Here is an 18,647-nt window from a genome sequence, read left to right as displayed (position 1 = left end):
TAGGGCCGCCCGATAGAGACAAGGCGGCCGTGAACGAGGTGATCGATACGACCACTCCCGTGGTCGTGGCCGACTCCGACGGGACGGTGACCTGTTGGAGCCATGGCGCACGGTCCCTTCTGGGTTTCGCCACCGGCGAGGTCGTCGGAGGACCCTTGGATTCGTTGCTCACAGCGGGCGGCATGGCATTCCGCCACCGTGACGGCAGTCCAGTCGACGCCACTCCGTTGGTGTCCCCTCTCGTGCTGCACGGGAGGCATGTCGGTTACCTGCTGACCGCGGCGCAAGAGGCGGGGACAGGGCATCGCGATCACGACCGGCTCCTGACGTGGGCGTTCTACCAGAACCCGGTCGCCATCGGAATCACGGACCCTGAGGGCCGACAACTGCGTGCCAATCCGGCGATGACGCGAGCGGGTGGCTTGACCGAAGCAGATATGAGAGGTCGCTTCGTCACGGAGTTCCTCACCGGACCGGGCTTCTCCGAGATCACGCGACAGCTGGTGCGGGTCGCCGAGACCGGTGTTTCCGAATCCACGGAGGCCTACGTCCGAGCCCCGGGGGAGCCCAGGGCGCATGCCTGGGCCGTCGACGTCTTCCCGCTCACCGACGAGGAAGGCCGTGTGCATGCGGTGGAGACCTGCATCCGTGACCTCTCGGAGCTGCACGGCTCACGCAATCGCATGGCATTGATCAACGAGGCCCGCGAACACCTGGGGATGAGCCTGGACGTGGCGGGCACCGCCAGGGAACTCGCCGAGGTGATCGTTCCACGCTTCGCCGACGGCGTCGCGGTCGACCTGCTAGACCAGGTTGTCGACGGGGAAGTTCTGACAGCGGCCCCGGTCGGCCCGGTCGCGCTGCGGCGAGTGGCGTTTCTGCCCCACTCCGGTACCTTGTCCAGCGGCCTTGCGCCCAGTGAGCTGGTGGCACACCCCGCATCGTCACTTGTCACGGCGTGCCTGCTTAGCGGAAAGCCGGAGTTGCGCATCCTCCCGGACCCGGCCGTCAGCCGCTGGTTCGAAGAAGATCCGGCGCACACGGAACAACTGCAACGTGACGGTGTCCACTCGCTCATCGCGGTCCCCCTGCAGGTACGGGGCGTACCGCTGGGCGCGGTGCTGCTCGTGCGGAACGCGCGCACGCCGGAACTCTTCACGCCGGACGACCTCACGGTCGGTGCTGACCTGGCCGCACGTGCTGCCGTCTGTCTGGAGAATGCGCGTCGGTTCCGTCGTGAACGCGGGATCGCCCTCGGTCTCCAACGGACGCTTCTGCCCCACATCCCCGGATCACACCCTGCCGTCGAGACCGCCGCCCGCTACTTGCCCGCAAGCGGGGACGTGGAGACGGGCGGCGACTGGTTCGACGTGATCCCGCTGCCCGGCGCGCGGGTCGGCCTGGTGGTCGGTGACGTCGTCGGACACGGGATCACCGCAGCCGCGACCATGGGGCGGCTGCGGACCGCGGTACGTACGCTCGCGGACATCGACCTGCCGCCGGACGAGCTCCTCACCCACCTCGACGACATCGTGAGCAACACGGCGGACACTGACGCGGCTACCGGGGGCGGGCTCGGCGAGATGCCCGGCGACGTCGGCGCAACCTGCCTGTATGCCGTCTACGATCCGGTCGCCGGCACCTGCGCCCTGGCTGCCGCCGGACATCTGCCGCCCATCCTGGTATCCCCGAAAGGAAAGGCGCACCTCATTGACGTCCCGGTCGGTCCACCGCTCGGCCTCAGCAGCCTGCCTTTCGAGTCCACGGAGATCGCCCTCCCCGAAGGGAGCGTGCTCGCCCTGTTCACAGACGGTCTCGTCGAGACCCGTGACCAGGACATAGACACGCGGCTCGAACAGCTGCGGGGCGTCCTGAACCGATCTGCTACCTCGCTCGACGACCTGAGTGACACCATTCTGGACGCCTTGCTCTCCACGGAACGGACCGACGACGTGGCGCTGCTCCTGGCCCGCACGCGCCTCCTAGACCGGACGCAGGTCGGCAGGTGGGACGTTCAGGCGGACCCGTCCGCCGTGGGCGACATCCGCCGATGCGTGTGCGAGCAGCTTTCGGAATGGGGGCTGGAGGAGAGCACGTTCAGCGCCGAGCTCATCGTGAGCGAACTGGTCACCAATGCGATTCGATACGGCGGCGGCGCTATCCGTCTACAGCTGATCAAGGACGACACACTGATCTATGAGGTGTGGGACAGCAGCACAACCACCCCGCACCTGCGTCGGGCGCAACTGAGTGACGAGGGCGGCCGCGGCTTGTTCCTTGTCGCCCAGCTCACTCAACGCTGGGGAACCCGCTACACCCGCGATGGCAAGGTTGTCTGGGCCGAGCAGTCCCACCTCGCCTGAGGGCCGTTCCGTCCGGTGAGGGCGAGGCGGATGGGCTCCGCGGCGCCGATGCCGTCAGGACCCTAGAGCGGCCGTTCGTCGGACACGATGCCAAGCGTTGCCGGGCATCCCGCCGATATCGCCGCCAGCGTCTGTCCTGTGCGGCTATCACCGCGGCGCGCTATTGCCGGTGTTCAGAGAGCGGCCGAGCGTGTGTGCCTCGCGCAGGAGGAGCGCGCCGAGTTCGGGTCTGCGCTCGGCGCGGAACCTGGTCTCCACACCCGTCACGGTCAATGCCCAAGCGGGCTGACCGGTGCGGTCGAACACGGCTGCCGCCATGCCCCAGCTGCCTTCTACGACCAGCCCGGGGTTCACGGCGTAGCCGTTGATCCGGGTCTGCGCGATCCGCTCGCGCACTGCATCCAGAGCGTGTGCCGGACCCCATCGGTCGACCAGGTTCGTGCCTGCCAGGTAGGCGTCGATCTCGGGGTCGTCGAGGAAAGACAGCACGGCCAGGCCCGCGGATACGACCCCGAGCGGGAAACGCGCTCCTTCGTAGAGCACGAAGGAGCGGATTGGGAAGTCCCCGTCCTCACGCAGCAGGCACACCGTCTCGTCACCCCGCCGGGCCGAGAAGAAGGCGCTCTCTCCCGTCACCGCCGCAAGCCGGTGCACACTCTCGCGTGCCTGACGGGTGATGTCGTAGCGCAAGCCGGCCACCCCGCCGAGCAGATACAACTCGGGGCCGAGGAACCACCGCCCACTGCGTCGATCGCGGTCGACGAACCCCTCCTCCGCCAGCGAGACGAGCAGTCGGTGCACCGTCGGCCTCGGCAGGCTGGTCGCTCTCGCCAGCTCAGCGGTGCCCGCACCGGCCTCGTTGACCGTCGACAGCGCCCGCAGTAGCGCCCCCATCCTGCCAACGAGGTGAGCTGCCGGGGGCGTGTCCATGACCTCATCCTACGTTCACTCAGTGGACGCTGTGCGGGATCACAGCTCGCTCGACAAGCAGTTTTCCCCCACAAGAGGCCCATTCCTTGTGTGTAAACGGCAAACGAGGATTGACTCGGCCGCTCGGACAGTGAACGCATCGGATGGGAGGTGGACGAGTTGATCAAGCTGCGTGCGACCGCCGAAGAGGCCCTGGCCGGCGTGCTGACCGACGGGATGACGATCGCCGTCGGCGGGTTCGGTCTCTGTGGCGTCCCGTACGACCTCATCGAGGTCGTACGAGACAGCGGGGTCACCGGGCTGACGGTCGTGTCCAACAATATGGGGGTAGACGGCAAGGGCCTCGGACTGCTCCTGGAGAACCGTCAGGTGGCCAAGGTGATCGCCTCCTACGTCGGCGAGAACAAACTGTTTGCCCAGCAATACCTGGGCAAGGTCCTCGATGTGGAATTCGCGCCGCAGGGCACGCTCGCCGAGCGCATGCGTGCCGGTGGGGCGGGAATCGCGGCCTTCTACACGAGGACTGGCGTGGGCACGCCCGTCGCCGAGGGCAAGCCCCACGCCGAGTTCGACGGACACATCCATGTACAGGAGCGCGCGATCGTCGCCGACCTCGCACTCGTCCACGCCCACACCGCCGACCGAGCGGGCAACCTGACGTACCGGGCCGCCGCACGCAACTTCAACCCCCTCGTGGCCACATGCGGCCGGGTGACCGTCGCCGAGGCTGAGCACCTCACCGAGGAGTTCATCAACCCCGACTCGGTCACCACTCCCGGTATCTACGTGAACCGTCTGATGGTGGCGCGCAAGCGGGCCAGGGAAATCGAACAGCGTACGGTCCGCGCCCGCGTGACCGTCGAAGCCTAGGAGAGACAATCGTGCCCCGGACACGCGACGAGATGGCCGCGATCGCGGCCGCCGAACTCAACGACGGCGACTACGCGAATCTCGGCATCGGTATCCCGACCCTCGTCGCCAACCACATCCCCGACGGCGTCCAGGTGACCTTGCAGAGCGAGAACGGCATCCTCGGCCTCGGCCCCTTCCCCTGGGAAGGCGAAGAGGACGCCGACGTCATCAACGCGGGCAAGCAGACAGTCACCGTCAACTCGGGGGCTAGTTACTTCGACTCCGCGACGTCCTTCGGCATGATCCGCGGCGGCCACATCAACATCGCCATCCTGGGAGCCCTGCAGGTGAGCGCGAAGGGCGACCTCGCGAACTGGACCATCCCCGGTGCGCTGGTGAAGGGTATGGGCGGTGCCATGGACCTCGTGGTCGGCGCCCGCCGGATCGTGGTGCTCACAGACCACGTCGCGAAGGACGGAAGCCCGAAGATCGTTGACGACTGCACGCTGCCGCTGACTGCCGCCGGCGTAGTCGACCGCATCATCACCGACCTAGCCACCATCGATGTGACCAGTGACGGCCTCCAACTGAGGGCTCTCGCTCCGGGCATCACGGAGGAAGAGGTGCGGGGGAAGACAGCTGCGCCGCTGCAACGGCCCGCAGAGATAGCTGCGAGGATCCGCTACTGCTGAGCTTCATTTGCGGTGATCCTGTCAGCGGCTCCTCCCATCTCTAACTGCTCCTGTCTGCTCCCAACACGCCCCCGAGCGCCACCTTTTGACCGCTGCCGGAGTCAGCCTGCGTTTGAAGGCCCGACACCGAACCATGTCGGCCCGGAGAGCGTACAAACAGCGGTGGGCGTGGTACTCGGCGGTCGAGTAGTCGCCGAGCGCCAAGTGCGCTGACAAGGTTAGGGAGTCGAGCTCGGCCTGGTCGTAGAAGGCGATCGCTAAATAACGGAACGCCGCCGCGGAGGCGTAGAGGCTGCTGCGTACCCGTTACTGACCTTTTCGGGTTGCCTTCGGGCGATGACGTTGGGTGATCCCTGCGGTATGCCGTCGTGATGCGGTACGCGGATGGTGGGGCCTGACTGCCGATCGGCGGGCTGCGCGGGAATGGGTCCGGATGGAAGCCGGCCGGAGGTTCGAGCGGGGTGACAGAACATCGGTCATTGCCAAAGGCCTGGGGGTGAGCGAGCGTTCGGTCAAGCAATGGCGCCGGAACTGGCGTGAGGGCGGTCTGGAGGGTCTACGGATGAAGGGACCCGCGAAGCTGCCGAAGCTGTCGGATGAGCGGTTCGCCGTGCTGGAGGAGGAGTTGGCGAAGGGGCCGGCGGCGCACGGCTGGGAGGAGCAGCGGTGGACCCTCGAGCGCGTCAGGACCCTGATCGGCCGCCAGTGCGGTCAGTTGCTCGATCGCGGGAGTGTGGCGGTTGCTGCACCGCCACGGCTGGTCCTGGCAAAGCCCGGTTCGCGGGCCGCCCCGACGGTGAGGGGTTCGCCTTGGGCGAGCTTGCCGGATGGCAGATGCCACCGGCGGAAGCCGTAGGAGCCGCCTCTCTGCGAGAGCAGGATCTTGTCGCCCGCGTGGAGAAGGACGTGGGTGTCGATGGTGGGCTGTGCTGGCTCTCCGCTCACGATGCCTGGGTGTTGGGGTGGTGACTGGGTATCTGTCAGTGAGGGGCGAGCTCTGCAGGCGGTGGATCCTGTACAACACCGTCTTCCAGATAGGCGGTCGTGTTGACGGCAAGCGCCTGCAGAGCGAGAAGGACCCGCGGCTTCGCCAGAGCGGGCAGACGGTCGATGACACGATCGGTGGACAGCACGCGTAACTCTCCACGCGGATCCCGATAGGTGAGCGGGGCAACGTCACCGCGGGACATGGAAGCGGTAGCAAGGACGTGGGTGATGACCTTCCGTCGTCGCATCTGCTTCTGGTCCAGCACGACATGCCGCAAGACGGGGACCCCGTTCGATGCGCCGCGGACAACGTGCTGAGCTGCCTCCCACGGAGTCTCTCCGTCGTGCACGGCGTCAACGGGTAGAACGATGTTGCCCAGGGTCTCGGCTACCAGGAGGCAATCGGCCCCAACGGGGACGAGGAGCTGTACGCCGATCACAGACGGCCGCCAATTCTCGTAGGCGGCGCGCCGGCGCTGCGCCGGTACCATAGCCGTGGCGGGCATCAGACCTCAACCTGTACTGCGGCCACGATCTCGTCGAGATGGTGCGGCTGACTGGTGCTGGGGATGGGCGCGATGTGGGGGCCCTGACGGAGGAGCCAGTGCAGCGGCGCGGCCGGTCCGTTCACACGAGCCAAGGTGCCGGCGTCGAGCGGCCTGTACGCCACGTAAGGAATGCTGAGTTCATGGCAGAGCTCCACGGCGTCGTCGTGACGGTCGGTGGAGTTGAGGACGTTCTGCACCGCGGCGATGGTCAAGTCCTTGCCCACCCGGCAAATGTTCTCGGGCGTGGCCTTCGACAGGCCGATGGACCCGATCTTGCCCTCGTCCTGCAGGACCTGCATGACGGCGATCTGGTCGTCGAGGGCCACCTCGGGGTCGATGCGGTGCAGGTAACACAGCTCCAGCCGGTCGACCCTCAGGCGGCGCAGGCTCGCCTCCACGCAGGCCCGCAGGTAGAAGGGATTGCCGAGCGGCACCCACTGACCCGGGGCGGGGCGGACCAGGCCGACCTTCGTGGCGATCAGCACGTGCTCCGGGTACGGGTACAGGGCCTCGCGAATCAGGTACTCGACGGTGTGCGGGCCGTAGGCGTCCGCGGTGTCGATGTGTGTGATGCCGTGCGTGTGCACGGCCTGCCGGAGCACGCTGAGCGCGGTATCGCGGTCGACGGGGTCTCCCCACGTACCGGGCCCGGTCAGGCGCATGGTGCCGAACCCCAGGCGAGAGACCGTCTTCCCGGCGATGGTGATGGCGCCGGCTGGCGGAGTTGCGCTCATGCGGCGGCCTCCTTCAGGCAGAGCTGCAGGGCCTGTTCGATCGCGTGCGCCTGGCTGTCGGGATCACTGGTAACCCGCTGGTGGGGGATGTCGTCATCGGCCAGGAGACGGTGCACGTGCTGGTCGACCAACCGTCGATAGCGGGCGTCGTAGGCGTGGCTGGTATCGACGGGCACGCTCTCGTCGAGCACCGTCGCGAACAGCAGGTCGTACTTCGGTAGCTGCGTGGAGGCGAGCGCGAGGAGGCGTTCGCGCTCGAGCCGCGGCGCGACTTGTCCGCGGTACTCCAGTGCAGCGTGGAAATAGGCGATGGCGTCGTGGGCTGCCCGGTCGATGAGGACGACTTCGGCGCCCTTCGCGGCCCCGCCGATCTCTTCGGCTATGCCCTGCGTGATGACCCACTCGGTGGACTGTGCCGTGTGATGCTGCATCTTCGGCAGGCCGGCCGCGGCGGCGCGCTTGGCGAGTCGGCCGGTGCGCGCCACGGTGACCCCTTGGGCGCGCAGCTCCATCTCTATGCGCTTGCAGAGCGTCGTCTTGCCGGTGGAGTGGGTGCCGAGCACGCCAATACGGGTGGGCTGGATGGGAGTCACCACAGGGTGGGGTCCTTTTCTGGTTCGGGGGCGCCGGGCAGGCTCGGCGGCACTGCGGCGGCGATGAGCTGGTCCCAGGTGTCGTATTCGGCGGCCATGGCGAGCAGGAGCTGAGCCGTGGCGTACGCGTCGTACGTCGCGCGGTGCCGACCCGCGCGCGGGGCCTGTGTCAGGTCTGGCTGGACGTGCTTGATCAGCGCGTCGAGGCTGTAGGCGGGCAGGTCCTTGTATGTGGCCTTGGCGAGGCGGAGGGTGTCGATGGCTCCGGCTGGCGCCCATCCCGGCAGGTGGCGGCCCAGCTCTCGGTACTCGACGTGTGCGTTGTGGGCGGCAATCCACGTGGTGCCGAGGTAGCCGTGGACAGTGTCGGCGATCTGCGGCCACCTGGGTTGGTTCTCCAGGACGTCCATGGTCAGGCCGTGAATACTCGCGGCGTGCGCCGTCACCGGGCGAGGGGGACGGATCAGCCACGCCCTAGCCGTGGATGTGTCCGGCCGGCCGTCCCTGATGGGCAGGGCCGCGATCTCGACGAGGTCGGGTGGGTTGGTCCCGTTGCCTTCGACGTCGACGACGAGCAACGGGGGCCAGGTGGCGAAGTTCATGAGCTCGTGGGTCCGTCCTCCGCCTCCCAGCCGATGGGGGCCCGGCCGTGCTGGCGGTATTGGTGGGGCTTGTCGCGGTCGTGGCACTGGTAGCCGAACCCGTGCTGCAGGAAGTAGCGGGGCGGTTCGTCCAGTCCCTCGACGACGATTGCACGGTCGTTGACCTCAACGTCGCCGATCGCGCCCAGGGCGAGCGCCTCGCGGGTGACGTCCTCCAGGCGGGGCTTGGCCCACGGCTTGGCGCATAGGGCGATCTGCTCGGGCGGGCAGATGCGGCACAACTCTTTGATGCCGAAGTGGCCGTTGTAATCGGCCTCTCCCCAGGCGTAGGCGACGCCGCAGCTCGTCTTGAGGAACAAGGTTCCCCAGGGGGCACCGGTGGGCTCGTTCCTGGACTCGTAGGCGCCCAGGACCCGCTGTTCGGCCTGCTCCGGCATGATCTTCCGCCGGGCCGTGGAGTCGTACGGCATCGGCAGGCCGTGCTCTTCGTAGTACGCGGCCATCTGCGTGCGGAAGAACAGGCCGGTGAACACGGTGGCGTGCGCGTGGAGAGACAGTTCGCGGGCCCGCTCGATGTGCTCGTCGGAGTCGTTGAGGCCCGGCACGATCGGCCGCCAGTACAGGACGGTCCTGTACCGCTCCGCGTGCTCGAACAGCATGCGCAGGCTGTCGGCGGCGATGGAGGAGTTCACCGGCTCGATGGCCGGGTTGTCGATGCCGGAATGGGTGACCAGGACCGTCAGCCGCAGGTTCTGGAAGGCGTTGAGGACGGCGCAGTCCTCGGCGCTCACCCGCCACCGGGTGATGATCAGGATGTGGTTCGTCAGCCCCTGCTCGTCGAGCATCCGCAGTACGGCGAAGAGGTGCGGCTTGACCACGGGCAGCATCGGGTCGGTGGCTCGGTTGAACAACTGGATGGGCGTCTTGTGAGGCCGGAAGTACCGGTGGCTGACGAGCGCGGCGACCGCAGCCTCATCGGTCATCAGGCGCTTCGGCGTCTTCATGGCGAAGTTTTCGAAGACGTGGCGGACGCAGTAGCCGCACTCCAGCGGACAGCCGACGATGTGGTTCACCGACAGGCCTGACTTGCGGTACTCGATCACGTCGGCGAGCTCGGGCCTCAACTCGCCGATCTGCTCGGCGGTCAGGAGCGGGAGCAGACGGCGAGGTACGGCGGGAGCGGTCATGGGATCCTCCTGTGCCGGGGTGGTCAGCGGTCGGCGTGGGTGGGCTGGAGCGGTATGCCGGTTGGGGAGGTGAGCAGTCCGCGGCGGGCGGCGCCGAACCAGGTGCCGAAGTCACGGCGGGCGGAGTCCGGGTCGTCCGAGGTATGGACGAGGTTGTGCACGAGGCGCTTCTGGGCGAGGGCAGCCTCGAGGCTGTCGTTGCCCAAGTCGCCGCGGATCGTGCCGGCTGCGGCCCGGGTCGGGTCGAAGTGCCCGATCAACTGGCGCAGTAGGGCGTGAATGCCGGGCTCCCCGTAGGCGAGGGCCACGGTCACCGGCTTTCCGGCAAAGGCGTCGTCCAGGCTTTGGGGGATGTCCCGGTCGGGGAACCAGTTGGCGTCCACCAGGAGATCCCAGTAGTGCACGTGGGCCTGCCACGGCTGCACAGTGACGTCGAGGCGGCTTGCAACGGTGACGCCGGCGGCGGCGATCCGCTCGAGTACGGCGTCGACCAGGCCGCGTTGCACGGCGTCCGGCTTGCAAAGGATCACGGAGCAGCGGTCGAAGTCAGAGACCCGCAGCCTGCAGCCGGGCCCGTACCAGGTGCCGTACTCCCGGCGGGCTCCGGCCGGATCGTCCGAGGTGTCGACCAGGTTGCGGACGAGGCGCTTCTCCGCTCGCGCGGCGGCGATGCTGTCGTCGCCGAGTTCGCTGCGGATCGTGCCGGGCACCGCCAGGGTCGGATCGGTGTGGCCGATGAGCTGTCGGAGCCGGGCATGGACGTCGGGTTCGCCGTGGGCCAGGGCGACGGTGACCGTCTGTCCCGCATACGCCGCGTCGATGTAGGCGGGCAGGTCGCGCAAGTCTCGGCGGCCGGTATCGGCGAGCAGATCCCGGTAGACGACGTGCGGCTGCCACGGTTGGGCCACCAGGTCCATGCGGTCCGAGACCGCGATGCCCGCATCGGAGATCATCCCCAGAATCCGGTGGACCAGACCTCGGGCCACAGCGTCCGGCTTGCACAGGATGACGGCCCGGCGATCGAAGTCGACGCCGTCCACCACGGCGCCGCTCCTCGGCTTCCCGTTCCCGCTCATCGCAGGCTCCCGTCCGGGGCGGCAGCGCAGGCCGGCCACTTGCGTTCCATGAGCCAGCGCAGGCCGGGGTGGAGCGCGTCCAGGAGACCCGGGTCGACGGCCGCGGTCTGGTCGTGCTGGATCTGCCGGTACAGCTCGAACAGCATGACCACCTGCTCCCAGTACGGAGCCAGGCCCAGGCCGCGGATGTGTTCGGCGTTGTACTTGAGCTGGTTCGTGCGCAACGCCTCTTCGTGCTGCAAGACGTGCGCGATGGTCGCGCCCTCGGTGCTATCCGGCATCGCCGGGAACGGGAAGTCGGGCGCCGCGGGACGGGAGTCGACCTCGTCCAGGACGCGCTTGACGCGCTCGGCGTTGCGGTCGTTGACGTGGGCGGACCCGATGAAATGCGTGTACGTGCCGAGCTCGAGGCCTAGCTGGATGGCCGCGTACTCCTGGATCATCGTGAAGGAGAAGACGTCGGACAGCAGGCCGCAATCGAGATCGTTCGCGCGCATGTTGCAGACCATGTGCAGCTGCCCGTCCCGCGGGAGCAAGTGCAGGCCGGCCAGGCAGGCGACGTCCGGGTTCTTGCGGTCGGTGAGTTCCTTCGCCTTGAAGACGGGGAGATATCCGCGCTTGCTGTCGGGTTCGTTCAGCAGCAACTCCACCACCTCGTCGAACTGCGACTGCTTGGTGCTGCTGGCGGGGCTGAACAGGGTGTGGCCGTACGCGGATCCGCCGAGGCGGACGCCGTCGACGCTACTGGCACGCATTGACGGGGCGTAGTAGCCGATCATTTCCAGGTCCCGGCGCCCGGCGAGGTACCAGAGCGCTTCCGCGAACTGAAACACCGGGTTCGCCTTGCGCTCGGCCAGGTACGGCAGACGCTGACGGGGGTCAGTGAGGCGGAACCCCACGCCGATGACCTCACGGGCCTCGTTACCTCGGGCTGCAATGTGGTGTTCGGCTTCCTCGGTGGCCAGTCGGAGAAGGGCCAGGTAGGCGCCTTCGACGCTGCTGAATGTCGGTGCCGTGAGCAAGAAGCACTCTCCAGGTCGGGGGCGGGCGGTTTGGCCGTCCGACGGTCTGGGCCTAGGGGGAGGCAGCCGGACCGCCGGACGGGATCTATGCGGCCAACGTCAGCGCCCGCTGCAGCTCGTCCAGGTCGAGGACTTGGAAGGAGCTCAGGCGGCGGATCAGTTGGGAGCCCAGCAGAGTGGGCAGGTTCGGGTGCCCGAAGGGCAGGGCCTCGTCCGGCTGCGCGACGACACGCACCTTCTTGTCGGCGTCGAGGCCGTAGAGGGTGCCGTGGACCCCGTAAAGAGGGGCACTCCTCGCGAGGAAGACCACTGGGTTCTCGAGGTGCGGGCACAGTCCGGCGGCAGCGCGGGCGTGCTTGTGGCACACGGGAGGCTGGTTCGTCCGGATCTCAGCCTGCGTGAGGTCGTGATCTTTGGGACCGGCAAGGAAGGTGAAGCCCAGCGGGGTTCGCGTCGGCTGCGTACAGACCTGGCAGCGCATGGCCTGCATCATCAGCATCTGCCGGTACGGGTGCATGAACTTCCATTGCGGCTTACCTGTCGGCATCTCGTGTTCGTCCACGGGGTTGAAGCTGCAACGCGCCCACAGAACGCCTCGTATCGGCCGGTCCCTGCCCTTGGCGTCCTCATCCCCGTAGTAGAGCCGAGGGCCGGATGCGTGCTGGACGATGAGGAGGTTGTCCGGCGCGGCCTCTTCCCCTTCTCTCTGGGTGATGAAGGGGATCAGGTGGGATTCGGTTGCTGTGCGCATGGAACGGTTCTTCTCTCTCGATTGCATGACGGGGATCTGGGAGAGCGGGAGGCAGGTCGTCACGCGGCGTCATCTCCCATCAGGTCCAGGAGCGCGAGGATGGCCAGGGCTAGTCGGCGGACGTGACTATGGGCGCTATCAGGGCCCGGGTGCTCGGCGCTCAGGTAGATCAGGTGGCGCATCTCATTGACGGGGTACGGCTGCACGAGGTGCGGCACGATCTCCACGAGCGTCGTTGTCGCCTTCCGGAACCGCCCCGCGATCTCCGCGGTTTCGTGCGGAGCCGGGTGGGCGTGCTCACCGAGTACGGCCTCTAGGTCGTCGTAAAGCTCGTCGGTGATGGCCTCGTGAGCGAGGGAGCGGCGTAGGCCTGCGAGGAACATCCCCACCGTCTCGCGATCGTTGGATGCACGACGGCTCAGGAGTTGGGCGGCTACGTCGGCTGTCACTGCGACCATCAGGACCCCCCTCCAGGGATCGTGAGGTCGCACCAGGTCTTCGCGCCGTCGTCGCTGGTGCCCCAGGTTCCGCCGTGCTCCGCCACGAGAGCCTCGAGCAGGGCGAGGCCGCGACCCGATTCGGCGTTCTCGTCGACGTCCTTGCGTGTGGCGGCCCCTGGCATACCGTCGGTGACGGTGACTCGCAGGAAGCCGTTTCGGACGCTGAGGCTCAGGGCGACCTCCGTGGTGCCGCTGTGCTGCACCGCGTTGGTGAGCAGCTCGGAGACGATGACCGTCACTTCGTCGATTAGCGTGTCCAGTCCGCAGTACCTGAGCCGCGCGGCGGCGATTCGCCGCATCATTCCGACCCGGCAAGTGTCCTCGTCGCGCGCTGGTGCGTTGCCGCGGCGGGGGGCGACCCTGAATCTCTCGCTCATCAGGTCCCCATCGCGGTGCAGGGCAACGCGAGGCGTCCGTACGGCTGTCGTCGCTCCGGCAACTCTGCTGGGGGGCATTGGGGGAACTCCCTGGTCCATGAATGTGCACGTTCGGGCACTCTCAGCGAGGGCTGTTACGAGCGTTGCAACGGTGTGCAGACGGCTCTACCCCCAGACCGTCCTCGGCGTTTGGCGGAAAGTTGACGGTTCTCCTCGGCTCTTCCTCGGACTGACCTCGGAACCGATAAGTAGCGTCTGTATGGGGCAACTTGATGAGGACAGCGCTCTAACGTTGGAGCAGTGACGTGCTAGGCGGATGTGATGGGAGGCACCGTGCTGTTCTTCCGATTCGAACTCGAAAGGCGCGGCATTCGCAGCGCTGACGAGTTCCTTCCGCCGTACAGGAGGGCAGCCGAACGGCTCGGCCTGACGAACGTGGACCCTGCCCCGAAGACTTTCGAGGGATGGATCTACGAGGGGCGCAAGCCTCAGAAGACCTTCCGCCAGGTCATCGTCGAAATGCTCGGCTACAGCATCGACGACCTGTGGACCGAAGTCCCCGAGGGAGCCGCCCCGGACTTCGTCCCCCTGGTCGGCACGTCGCCCATTGCATCCCATGCCGAACCCGGCATGGACCTGAGCGAGATGAAAAGGAGCGGCGCAATGGCCGTTCGACGCGCGAGGAACTACGTTCTCCAGGCCGACCGCGAAAGGGTCGGGGACAACACCCTCCCGGTGCTGCACGACCAGGTTGCCCGGCTGGTCCACGACTACCCCCGTGTACCGCTGGCGGCGATCTGGGACGACCTGCTGGACGCCCAGGACCAGGTCATCTTCAATCTGGAAACGGGCAAGCACCGCCCGTCACAGCTCAGCGACCTCAATTTCATGGCCGGCGTGCTGGCCTTCCTCGTAGCCAAGGGCTTCAACGACATGGAGGACCGGGAACAGGCCAGGACGATGAGCCTGCTCGCCGGCGCGTTCGCCAAGGACGCCGAGCACCCAGGCCTCATGGCTCTCGTCAACGGTCTGCAATCTCTCATCGAATACTGGGCAGACCGGCCCGGGGACGCCCTGTTCTACGCTCAGAAGGGGGCGGCCCTCTCCTCAAATCTCAACGGCACCGTCGGGTTGTGGCTCCTCGGCCTCCAGGCACGCGCTGCGGCCGTCCTGGGCGACGAGGGGACCGTCCGGACGGCGAACCGGGCGGCGATCGACCGGCGTGGGAGCGTCGTCCTGGACGACCTTGACCAGCTCGGCGGACTCCTTACCTACTCGCAGGAGAAGCAGGCGTACTACGCCGTGGAGTCCGAGGCGCTACTGGGCCACGGCGATGCGGAACTCACGGTGCAGGCAGAACTGGCCGTACGCGGTTTCAGCGACATCGACAACCCGAACTGGGCGTTCGGAGACCTGGCCGGGGCCCAGTGCAACCAGTCTCTTGTTCTCCTCTACAACGGAGAGGTGGACGGCGCCGCAGAGGCCATCCGCCCCGTCCTGGACCTCCCGACCACGCACCGGAACAACGGCATCGTCGTCTCCGCCCAGCGTGTACGGCAGGCGCTCCTGACCACCAGTGCCCGCACCGCCGTTGTCGCCCGCGACCTGCGGGAGGAGATCGCGGTATACGCGCCCCGTCGGCCAGCGCTCCCCTCGGGAAGCCAGCGGTAGGGTGCCCGGCATGTATCCGGTCCAACGTTCCAGTCAGCGCCTCAGTCTCCGCGAGCTCACCATCGACGACGTCGATGCGGTGCTCACCATCTACGGTGACCAAGAGGCAACGGAGCACCTGTCGTTCGAGCCGCGTACCCGCGAGCAGGTCAGCCAGATCGTCGCCCGATCCATCGCCTCGGCCACGGCGGAGCCGCGTAGCGAGTACGCGCTCGCCGTCATCGAGCGGGACACGAACACGCTGATCGGGTTTGGACGACTCGCCATGGACCCCCACCAGCAGCGCGCAGCCACGTTCGGCTTCGCGCTGCGCCCGGAGGCCTGGGGTGTTGGCTACGGCCTGGAGACCGTCCGCCTACTACTGGGCCTCGGGTTCGAAGACCTTGGCCTGCATCGCATCTGGGGCGCGCGCTCCCCGCTCAACGAAGCGTCGGCGAAGACCATGACAGCGGCAGGCATGGTCCAGGAAGGCACCATTCGTGCCCACATCCAGAAGGCGGGCCGGTGGCGTGACTCGGTCGTGCACTCGATGCTCGACGACGAGTGGAAGCCCAATGTCTGAGACTCCACATCGGCGGGACCGACTGATGCAAGGCCCCGATCTTCTGTTCTGCTACGGCACGCTGCAGTTCGACGCCGTCCTCGAGGCGCTCCTGGGACGGATACCTGACCGTACCCCGGTGTCCGCACCTGGTTACCGCGCGGCCGCACTCGCAGCGCGCGTTTATCCGGGCCTCGTCCGCGCGTCCGACAGGTCGGCGGCCGGCGTGCTGCTCACCGACCTCAGCTCTGCCCGGCATGAGTGAATTCCGGGCGCTGGAGCCGGTTGTCAACCTCGCCCGCCTGCAGATTCGTGCCGGCCACGGAGACGAAGGACGCCGGCGATCGTTCGACCTGTACCAGGCCGTCGAGGTGGGCGTAGCCGCCCAGTTCGAGGACGTCGCCATTCCGGCGGACCTCACTGCGACCGACGAGGACCGCGACGAGGTCCGTGGCTGGCAGTGGCGTGTGCTCCTCGCTGAAGGCACACGGACACTCACGAGCGAGAGACGTTGGGTCGAGGCCCGGGCACACATCGAAGCTCACCGAGGTGTGGGCAAGCGGGGTTGGACGGTCGCCAAGTCGCCGTCGTGGCAGGCATCGTCACGGGTGACGAAAGACGCGCCGCAAGCCTCCTGGCCGACACGACATCTGGTGACCCGTGGGAGCAAATGGTCACGATGTGCTTGACCGTGCTGTGTCGCCATGCCGCTGGGCAACCGATCCATGGTCACCTGCCAGGCCTCGTGGACGCCTACCTCGGACAAAAAGCCGGACCCGGGATGACCGTCTTCGACCTCCGGCTCGGCCTTACTCCTTGTAGCTGTGGGTTCCGCCGCGGTGTCTGCTGCGCACTGCATTGTCGAGGATCTTCACCGCCGGGCGGCGGATGCCGAAGACGGCTATGCAGCCCACGAGAGCCGTGGCGATGCCGGGAGTGCAATCCGAGTGGTGTGAGCCTGACGGACGCAATCCACAGGGAGACTGCCAACCGGCTAGCTCCCCATCTGATGCTGACGACCCTATTGCCGTCTGGCCCTCGTGGCCGATCTCGGCTGTGGGCGTCGGCGGGATTCCTCTGCCTCAGTGGATCTTCTGCTGCTCAAGCCACTTATGGACCTCCGTCTTCCTGTACATGACCTTGGCGTTTCGACCTTTGCCCAGTTTGTAGCCCTTTAGCCCCAGTTTGGCGGCTTCCCGGTAGACCCAACTTGCCGACATGTTCAGCATCGCTGCGAGCTCCTTGGTATCCATGAGGACGGGCTCCACTCGGCGGGCCCTCTTGGAAGGGTTCGGCGAAGGCTGGATGCCATCAGGAGGGGTGTTCACGGCGTTGAGCATTGAAGTCCTTTGGGCGGGTCTCGGTCCACACATGGTCCGCAGTGCGTACTGCCACGTGTCGCACACGGACGACACCTATGTTCCGGAGCATCCCCGGTTTCCGTAACCGGGGACTCGCTGCTATACGCGGTCGGCTCGCGGACGCTCGACAGTGACGTGGCCCGTGGCTTCCGGAGTCCGTAGGAGTACGGCCAGGGCCTGGGGCGAAGCCTGATCCATTGGCTTACCATCGGTCGGCGCTGAGGCTGATCAGCTGCACCATTGGCACAGTCGATGGCGCGACAGTTGAGCCGGTGGGCTTGATGGTGGTTATCTTTGCCTGAATCCATGTACTTGCGGCGCCGCGTAGCGCCGGACGGCGACGAGGCCGGGTCCGGGCCGCGGTGCCTTCGTCGTGCCTGCTTGTTGTCCGTCACCTGGGACGACCGTGGGCAGGACGCGTACCACTGCAAGGGGGGCGGCGCACCGCCGTGAAGAGGATGTTTGTGGCTCCGGACCCGGGGCGCTTGAGGCTGCGGAGCGCGGCTCGCGCTGTCATCGGTGTTGCCGTCGCCGTCGCCGTTTCCGAACTGTGCGGGCTGTCGCTCACCGCGTCGATCACCGGAGGGCTCGCGGCACTGCTCGCTCTCTTCACGGTCACCGATGCGACCGTCCGCGACCAGCGGATCACCACCGCCCTCCTTCCCATCGCCGGATTCCCCGTGCTTGGGCTCGCCGCCACACTGCATGGCATCACCCCGGCCCGTGACGCCGCATTGTTGGCCATTGTCTTCGGTGGGGTCTATGCCCGCCGCTGGGGCCCGCGCGGCCACGCGCTCGGGATCTTCGCGTTCATGAACTTCTTCATCGCGCAGTTCCTGCACGCGGTTCCCGCTCAGCTATCCGAGCTGTACACCGCTGTGGGCCTTGCCCTCTTCGCGGCCGGGGCCACGCGCTTCGCGCTCTGGCCCATCGAGCGTCACACCCCACCCGCGGCAGCCCCGCCGGCCCTGCCGGGCAGTGGGTTGGCGCGGCCCACCACCCGTCAGGCCTTCCAGGCCACTGCGGCCTCGGCCCTCGCGCTTCTGGTCGGGCAGCTGCTCTCCGAAGAGCGCTGGTACTGGGCCGTCGGCACTGCTTGGTGGATCTTCGTCAACACGGCTTCTCGCGGCGAAACCCTGGTCCGCGGTTTCCGCCGGGTCCTCGGAACTGTGATCGGTATAGCCGTAGGCCTGCTCGTCGCCATCCCGCTGCATGGCGCGCCCGCGCCGACGGCTGCCCTGGTTGCCGTCTGCGTCTTCGGCATCTTCTATACCGCCGCCGTCTCGTATTCCTGGATGATGCTGGCAGTGACGGTTATGGCCAGCCTGCTCTACGGGCTGCTGGGTGTGCTGGACCCCAGCCTGCTCGGGCTCCGTCTTGCAGAGACCGGTGTGGGCGCGTTGTGTGCCGCCCTGGCCGTGGCCCTCGTTCTGCCGGTCACCACGCACGCCACGAACGATGCCTGGATCCAGCGGGCACTGCACTGCGTTCACGCGGCCACCGCTGAAGCGACCGCTCGCCTTGCTGGAGACCCGAAGGGTGATCCTGCCCCGTACGCCGCCGAACTGGAACTGCTGCTCGGCCGCGTCCGGATGGCGCTCGCCCCATTGATACACCCCTTGGCTCCCTTCCGTGCTCGGAAAGCCCGTGCCCGCCAGGCCATTGAGCTGCTCGATGAGTGCGCACGCGAAGTGCGGGGTCTGGTGTCCGTTGCCGCCGATCCCGTTGCGTCGCACGACGCTCGTCTGGCCGCTGCCTGCTGGCGGATGGTGTCCCGCCACGTGGTGTAGCCGGTCAAGGTTCGTGAACGCGCGGGTGTCTGCCCGGGGCGTGCATCAGCTGCCGCTGCTTGCTCCCTGA

20 protein-coding genes and 3 pseudogenes are annotated in these 18,647 nt (G+C 67.3%); 10 read left to right on the top strand and 13 right to left on the bottom strand.

Features of this window, described 5'->3' with window-relative positions; all coding sequences use genetic code 11:
* Nucleotides 1-29 precede the first annotated feature (29 nt).
* Nucleotides 30-2,363 (top strand): SpoIIE family protein phosphatase, encoded by a 2,334-nt coding sequence (locus tag ABZ896_RS33065; protein ID WP_360937111.1) that lies wholly within the window; start codon nucleotides 30-32, stop codon nucleotides 2,361-2,363.
* A 147-nt stretch (nucleotides 2,364-2,510) separates the two neighbouring features.
* Here the strand turns inward: ABZ896_RS33065 and ABZ896_RS33060 are convergent, their stop codons facing one another.
* A complete protein-coding gene (locus ABZ896_RS33060; protein WP_360937109.1) occupies nucleotides 2,511-3,293 on the bottom strand; it encodes an IclR family transcriptional regulator in 783 nt (260 codons plus the stop codon).
* Between the two features lie 159 nt (nucleotides 3,294-3,452).
* On the opposite strand from ABZ896_RS33060, the gene ABZ896_RS33055 reads away from it, so the two are divergent.
* Together ABZ896_RS33055 and ABZ896_RS33050 are read left to right on the top strand one after the other, a co-directional pair.
* The gene (locus ABZ896_RS33055; RefSeq protein ID WP_360937107.1) at nucleotides 3,453-4,163 is read left to right on the top strand and encodes a CoA transferase subunit A; all 711 of its coding nucleotides are present in this window, start codon (nucleotides 3,453-3,455) and stop codon (nucleotides 4,161-4,163) included.
* Between the two features lie 11 nt (nucleotides 4,164-4,174).
* Nucleotides 4,175-4,837 carry a 3-oxoacid CoA-transferase subunit B gene (locus ABZ896_RS33050; RefSeq protein WP_360937105.1) on the top strand — a complete coding sequence of 221 codons (663 nt, stop codon included), beginning with the start codon at nucleotides 4,175-4,177 and terminating at the stop codon, nucleotides 4,835-4,837.
* Nucleotides 4,838-4,954: 117 nt separating this feature from the next.
* Here ABZ896_RS33050 and ABZ896_RS33045 read toward each other — a convergent pair.
* Nucleotides 4,955-5,092: pseudogene (locus ABZ896_RS33045) on the bottom strand (XRE family transcriptional regulator); the annotation flags it as partial.
* 178 nt (nucleotides 5,093-5,270) lie between these two features.
* Between ABZ896_RS33045 and ABZ896_RS33040 the strand changes: the two are divergent.
* Both ABZ896_RS33040 and ABZ896_RS33035 read left to right on the top strand, forming a co-directional pair.
* A pseudogene (locus ABZ896_RS33040) lies at nucleotides 5,271-5,375 on the top strand (helix-turn-helix domain-containing protein); the annotation flags it as partial.
* Nucleotides 5,376-5,568: 193 nt separating this feature from the next.
* Nucleotides 5,569-5,637 carry a winged helix-turn-helix domain-containing protein gene (locus ABZ896_RS33035; RefSeq protein WP_360937133.1) on the top strand — a complete coding sequence of 23 codons (69 nt, stop codon included), beginning with the start codon at nucleotides 5,569-5,571 and terminating at the stop codon, nucleotides 5,635-5,637.
* Between the two features lie 180 nt (nucleotides 5,638-5,817).
* Here the strand turns inward: ABZ896_RS33035 and ABZ896_RS33030 are convergent, their stop codons facing one another.
* From ABZ896_RS33030 to ABZ896_RS32985, 10 genes are all read right to left on the bottom strand, one after another.
* On the bottom strand, nucleotides 5,818-6,330 hold the full coding sequence (locus ABZ896_RS33030) for a hypothetical protein (protein ID WP_360937103.1): 513 nt from the start codon (nucleotides 6,328-6,330) through the stop codon (nucleotides 5,818-5,820).
* The gene (locus tag ABZ896_RS33025; protein WP_360937101.1) at nucleotides 6,330-7,106 is read right to left on the bottom strand and encodes an aldo/keto reductase; all 777 of its coding nucleotides are present in this window, start codon (nucleotides 7,104-7,106) and stop codon (nucleotides 6,330-6,332) included. The genes ABZ896_RS33030 and ABZ896_RS33025 overlap by 1 nt, the downstream gene beginning before the upstream one ends.
* On the bottom strand, nucleotides 7,103-7,702 hold the full coding sequence (locus tag ABZ896_RS33020; protein WP_360937099.1) for an AAA family ATPase: 600 nt from the start codon (nucleotides 7,700-7,702) through the stop codon (nucleotides 7,103-7,105). Before ABZ896_RS33020 ends, ABZ896_RS33025 begins: the two co-directional genes overlap by 4 nt.
* Nucleotides 7,696-8,301 carry a 3'-5' exonuclease gene (locus tag ABZ896_RS33015; protein ID WP_360937097.1) on the bottom strand — a complete coding sequence of 202 codons (606 nt, stop codon included), beginning with the start codon at nucleotides 8,299-8,301 and terminating at the stop codon, nucleotides 7,696-7,698. Before ABZ896_RS33015 ends, ABZ896_RS33020 begins: the two co-directional genes overlap by 7 nt.
* A complete protein-coding gene (locus ABZ896_RS33010) occupies nucleotides 8,298-9,488 on the bottom strand; it encodes a radical SAM protein (protein WP_360937095.1) in 1,191 nt (396 codons plus the stop codon). The genes ABZ896_RS33015 and ABZ896_RS33010 overlap by 4 nt, the downstream gene beginning before the upstream one ends.
* A 23-nt stretch (nucleotides 9,489-9,511) precedes the next feature.
* A complete protein-coding gene (locus ABZ896_RS33005; RefSeq protein WP_360937093.1) occupies nucleotides 9,512-10,564 on the bottom strand; it encodes a nucleoside-diphosphate kinase in 1,053 nt (350 codons plus the stop codon).
* Entirely contained in the window at nucleotides 10,561-11,586 is a 1,026-nt protein-coding gene (locus ABZ896_RS33000) for a thymidylate synthase (RefSeq protein WP_360937091.1), read from the bottom strand. The genes ABZ896_RS33005 and ABZ896_RS33000 overlap by 4 nt, the downstream gene beginning before the upstream one ends.
* Nucleotides 11,587-11,671: 85 nt before the next feature.
* The gene (locus tag ABZ896_RS32995; protein WP_360937089.1) at nucleotides 11,672-12,400 is read right to left on the bottom strand and encodes a hypothetical protein; all 729 of its coding nucleotides are present in this window, start codon (nucleotides 12,398-12,400) and stop codon (nucleotides 11,672-11,674) included.
* Nucleotides 12,397-12,795 (bottom strand): DUF6415 family natural product biosynthesis protein, encoded by a 399-nt coding sequence (locus ABZ896_RS32990; RefSeq protein WP_360937087.1) that lies wholly within the window; start codon nucleotides 12,793-12,795, stop codon nucleotides 12,397-12,399. Before ABZ896_RS32990 ends, ABZ896_RS32995 begins: the two co-directional genes overlap by 4 nt.
* Nucleotides 12,795-13,214 carry an ATP-binding protein gene (locus tag ABZ896_RS32985; RefSeq protein WP_360937085.1) on the bottom strand — a complete coding sequence of 140 codons (420 nt, stop codon included), beginning with the start codon at nucleotides 13,212-13,214 and terminating at the stop codon, nucleotides 12,795-12,797. Before ABZ896_RS32985 ends, ABZ896_RS32990 begins: the two co-directional genes overlap by 1 nt.
* Before the next feature lie 333 nt (nucleotides 13,215-13,547).
* Between ABZ896_RS32985 and ABZ896_RS32980 the strand changes: the two genes are divergently transcribed.
* The 4 genes and pseudogenes from ABZ896_RS32980 to ABZ896_RS32965 all read left to right on the top strand — a co-directional run.
* On the top strand, nucleotides 13,548-14,885 hold the full coding sequence (locus ABZ896_RS32980; RefSeq protein ID WP_360937083.1) for a hypothetical protein: 1,338 nt from the start codon (nucleotides 13,548-13,550) through the stop codon (nucleotides 14,883-14,885).
* A 10-nt stretch (nucleotides 14,886-14,895) separates the two neighbouring features.
* Nucleotides 14,896-15,447 carry a GNAT family protein gene (locus tag ABZ896_RS32975; protein WP_360937081.1) on the top strand — a complete coding sequence of 184 codons (552 nt, stop codon included), beginning with the start codon at nucleotides 14,896-14,898 and terminating at the stop codon, nucleotides 15,445-15,447.
* Nucleotides 15,440-15,691: a gamma-glutamylcyclotransferase family protein gene (locus ABZ896_RS32970; protein WP_360937079.1), complete on the top strand. Its 252-nt coding sequence runs from the start codon at nucleotides 15,440-15,442 to the stop codon at nucleotides 15,689-15,691. Before ABZ896_RS32975 ends, ABZ896_RS32970 begins: the two co-directional genes overlap by 8 nt.
* Nucleotides 15,684-16,346: pseudogene (locus ABZ896_RS32965) on the top strand (hypothetical protein); the annotation flags it as partial. The gene ABZ896_RS32970 and the pseudogene ABZ896_RS32965, both read left to right, overlap by 8 nt.
* Before the next feature lie 162 nt (nucleotides 16,347-16,508).
* On the opposite strand, the gene ABZ896_RS32960 reads toward ABZ896_RS32965, so the two are convergent.
* Complete coding sequence (locus tag ABZ896_RS32960) at nucleotides 16,509-16,766, bottom strand: helix-turn-helix domain-containing protein (protein WP_360937077.1); 258 nt, start codon at nucleotides 16,764-16,766, stop codon at nucleotides 16,509-16,511.
* 479 nt (nucleotides 16,767-17,245) lie between these two features.
* Between ABZ896_RS32960 and ABZ896_RS32955 the strand changes: the two genes are divergently transcribed.
* Entirely contained in the window at nucleotides 17,246-18,577 is a 1,332-nt protein-coding gene (locus tag ABZ896_RS32955) for an FUSC family protein (protein WP_360937075.1), read from the top strand.
* The last annotated feature ends 70 nt before the right edge of the window (nucleotides 18,578-18,647 follow it).

The sequence above is a fragment of the Streptomyces sp. NPDC047072 genome, assembly GCF_040643855.1.
In the GTDB taxonomy this organism is placed as follows: Bacteria; Actinomycetota; Actinomycetes; order Streptomycetales; family Streptomycetaceae; genus Streptomyces.
The sequence above is the reverse complement of the archived record's forward strand: the minus strand, read 5'-3'. Positions and strand labels throughout refer to the sequence as shown.